At 51.3% G+C, this 3,575-nt stretch carries 4 protein-coding genes; all 4 read left to right on the forward strand.

From position 1 onward, the window contains the following. Window positions 1–140 precede the first annotated feature (140 nt). The 4 genes from BOW53_RS12410 to BOW53_RS12425 all read left to right on the forward strand — a co-directional run bounded on the left by BOW53_RS12410 (window position 141) and on the right by BOW53_RS12425 (window position 3,465). Window positions 141–1,103, forward strand: a complete 963-nt coding sequence (locus tag BOW53_RS12410) for an acetyltransferase (protein ID WP_078488286.1) — start codon at window positions 141–143, stop codon at window positions 1,101–1,103. A 120-nt stretch (window positions 1,104–1,223) separates the two neighbouring features. Next, complete coding sequence (locus tag BOW53_RS12415; RefSeq protein ID WP_078488287.1) at window positions 1,224–2,318, forward strand: mannose-1-phosphate guanylyltransferase/mannose-6-phosphate isomerase; 1,095 nt, start codon at window positions 1,224–1,226, stop codon at window positions 2,316–2,318. A gap of 10 nt (window positions 2,319–2,328) precedes the next feature. Further along, window positions 2,329–2,448 (forward strand): hypothetical protein, encoded by a 120-nt coding sequence (locus BOW53_RS14020; RefSeq protein ID WP_425442936.1) that lies wholly within the window; start codon window positions 2,329–2,331, stop codon window positions 2,446–2,448. A gap of 3 nt (window positions 2,449–2,451) precedes the next feature. After that, window positions 2,452–3,465 (forward strand): phosphohexomutase domain-containing protein, encoded by a 1,014-nt coding sequence (locus BOW53_RS12425; protein ID WP_078488288.1) that lies wholly within the window; start codon window positions 2,452–2,454, stop codon window positions 3,463–3,465. Window positions 3,466–3,575 lie beyond the last annotated feature (110 nt).

A 3,575-nucleotide genomic window follows, 5' to 3' on the forward strand; every position in this document is an offset into this window, starting at 1 on the left:
GGATCTTTTCAAGATTCGAAAAACTGGATGTGATGTTCACCTTCTTTATCCTGGCTTCACTCATCTCAGACACGGTGATTAACGTGAACAGGCCCTAAGTTGTTTATAATTAACGAACCCAATATCAACAGACAGAACAGATGACAACAATTGACGTATTCAATGGCGATGCCGATGGCATCTGCGCCCTGGTGCAACTTCGGCTGAACGAGCCGAAAGAGGCTCAACTGGTCACAGGGATCAAGCGGGATATAAAACTCCTCGAACGGGTAGATGTGGCACCCGAAGATGAAGTGACGGTGCTGGATATCTCAATGGCAAAGAACAGTGACGAAATGAATAGAGTGCTGGAGCAGGGTGCTTCCGTCTTCTACGTCGATCACCACATGCCGGGAGAGATCCCTCGGCACCCCCGACTCACCGCCATAATCGATACAGACCCCAATACCTGTACCAGTCTCTTGGTGGACAACCACCTGCAGGGGAGGTACCGGGCCTGGGCAGTGACGGCGGCATTCGGTGACAACATGACCGCCAGCGCAGAAGAGGGCGCCAAGGTACTGAATATCACGGCAGATGAATTGGAGCAGCTCAAACTGCTCGGTATCTGTATCAATTACAATGGCTACGGCAGCTGTATTGAAGACCTGCACTTTGCCCCCGACGAGCTCTACCGGGAACTCGTACGCTATACCTCCCCCTTTGATTTCATCGGCGATAGCCAGTCGGTGTTTGAGAAACTGCGTGATGGTTACCTGGGTGACATGGCCAGTGCCCAGGAGATCGAGGCCGAGCATATTAATGATTCGATTGCAGTGGTGATATTGCCGGATGAGGCCTGGTCACGCCGAATCAGCGGTGTATATGGCAATCAACTGGCCAATGAACATCCGGACAGGGCACACGCCATTCTCAGCTATAACAGGCATGGGGGATACCTTGTCAGCGTTAGGGCGCCTCTCAATAACAAAACCGGTGCAGATGAACTTTGCAGTAGTTTTGCATCCGGCGGGGGAAGAAAAGGCGCTGCAGGCATCAATCACCTCCCCATGGAGGAGCTCCACACCTTTATTGAACGATTCAGCACACGGTATTCCAACTGATGTTTGTGGCTAACAGTGAAGCATTGCAGCTGTTTGTTAGTAAGGGATTTACAGGTATATTGCGTCGGTAATAGAACCAACAAACTCATGGATTGAGATTTTTTACATAGGAAAGTAAATATGATCCCGGTCATTTTATCTGGTGGTTCGGGCACACGGCTGTGGCCACTCTCACGAAGCCAGTATCCAAAACAGTTTCTGCCGCTGGTTACAGACAGAACCATGCTGCAGGAGACCGTTACCAGGTTAGATGATATCGATAGCATTGGGTCCCCTGTCGTCATTTGTAATTACGATCATCGCTACATGGTGGCCGAGCAACTGCGGGAGATTGGAGCGGATTCACAGGCAATAATTCTTGAGCCTGTAGGAAAAAACACGGCACCGGCGGTTGCCATGGCGGCCCTGGCTGCCGAGTCGCCTGATGATGTGCTTCTGGTTTTGGCTGCTGATCATGTCATTGAAGATGTTTCCCTGTTTCAGGATAAAGTCAGGCAGGCACAAAGTTCGGCGGAAGCAGGGCATCTTGTTACGTTCGGGATCGTACCGAACAGGCCGGAGACTGGATATGACTATATCCGCAGGGGCAGCTCTGCAGGCGTTAATGACTCGCTTTATAACGTAGATTCGTTTGTGGAGAAACAGGATCTCGAGAAAGCTCGAATATATGTAGACAGCGGTGAATACTACTGGAACAGTGGGATGTTCGCCTTCAAGGCATCCCGCTACCTGGAAAAGCTGGAAAAACACAACCCGGAAATGCTTGCTGCTTGCCGGGACTCTTATAACTCTGCGGAAAAACTGTTCGACTTCATTAACCTGGATAAAGAGGTTTTTGGACGCTGTCCTTCGGACTCAATCGACTATGCGGTGATGGAGAAGACCGACAGCGCGGTTGTCATACCACTGGATGCCGATTGGAACGATGTGGGCTCCTGGTCGGCTTTGTGGGATGTATCCGAAAAAGACTCGGCTGGTAACTCTCTGCAGGGTGATGTGGTTGCCCACGATACCCGAAACTCCTATGTGCATTCCGAATACAAACTGGTAGCCACCGTGGGTGTTGAAGACATGGTGGTGGTAGAGACCGATGATGCGGTTATGGTTGCGCCCAAGAACAGGGTGCAGGATGTGAAAATCATCGTCGACCGGCTGAAAGCGTCAGGTCGTTCTGAAGCAGCACTTCATCGTCACAGGCAGCCACATTCCGGATGATCGCAACGGTATCAAGTTCAACAAGCCTGAAGGTGAAATACTCAAGCCGGACGAGGAGGGCATTCGTCAGCAGCAGGTGCAACTACCCGACGGCCTGTTTGACGATGAGGGCTGGTTTATAGAGAACTAGCCGTTGCCTTCAGTCAACAAGGCTGGTCATGAAACCTATGTACAGCGCTACTGCAGCCTGTTCCCTGGGAATCTCCTGGAAGCTTGCCGTGTCGGGGTATATGAACACTCCGGTGTGGCCCGGGACCTGCTTGTCGAAGTGCTCCAGGCCCTGGGAGCTGAAGTGGTCAGGCTGCTGGGCCGGTCGGAGGCGTTCATCCCGGTGGATACCGAGGCGATCCGCTCCGAAGATGTGGAACTGGCGAGGCTATGGGTAGTGGAGCACAAACTGGATGCCGTCGTATCCACTGATGGCGATGCAGATGGCCCCCTGGTCAGTGATGAAAACGGGGTGTGGCTTCGGGGGGATATCGCGGGCATTCTTACCGCTCAATATCTCAATGCCAGGGCGGTTGTAACACCCGTAAGCAGTAACACGGCCGTTGAACTGTGCAGTGCATTTGACCAGGTCAAGCGCACCCGGATTGGCTCGCCCTACGTGATCGCGGGTATGCAGCAGGCTATGCAGGATTTTTCCAATGGCGTAGTAGGCTACGAAGCCAATGGCGGCTTTCTTCAGGCAACGCCCATCACACTGTTTGACCACGAACTTTCCCCTTTACCTACCCGTGATGCACTGATTGTTATCATTTCTGTACTTGCACAGAGCTGGGAGAAAGACATTTCTGTCTCCGAATTGGTCGCAACGCTGCCCAATCGATATACCCACAGTGACCGAATCAAGGCATTTCCGAATGCGCTGAGTAGGAAAATAATTAGACAATTGTCAACCGGTGATCCGGGTGATGATGCCGAGACATTCAGCCGATTGTTTGGTGACTATTTTGACGATGTGATCAGTGTTGATCACACGGATGGCGTTAGAATTGCCTTTAAAAACAATGAAATAGTCCTCTTCGCCCCTCCGGTAATGCGCCAGAACTACGCTGCTATACCGAGGCTGACAGTACAGAGCAGGCTTTGGAAATCAGCCGGATATGCATGTCTGTCATGGAGGGATGGAAAAGTTAGTACCTGAATTCAAATTAACTTAGGGCCTGTTCACGTTAATCAACGTGTCTGAGATGAGTGAAGCCAGGATAAAGAAGGTGAACATCACATCCAGTTTATCGAATCTTGAAAAGATCC

The organism is Solemya velesiana gill symbiont, assembly GCF_002020805.1.
Taxonomy (GTDB): domain Bacteria; phylum Pseudomonadota; class Gammaproteobacteria; order Chromatiales; family Chromatiaceae; genus Sedimenticola_A.

Coding starts and splice junctions, on each gene's coding strand:
- BOW53_RS12410 (WP_078488286.1), top strand. CDS start 141: ATGACAACAATTGACGTATTCAATGGCGATGCCGATGGCATCTGCGCC.
- BOW53_RS12415 (WP_078488287.1), top strand. CDS start 1,224: ATGATCCCGGTCATTTTATCTGGTGGTTCGGGCACACGGCTGTGGCCA.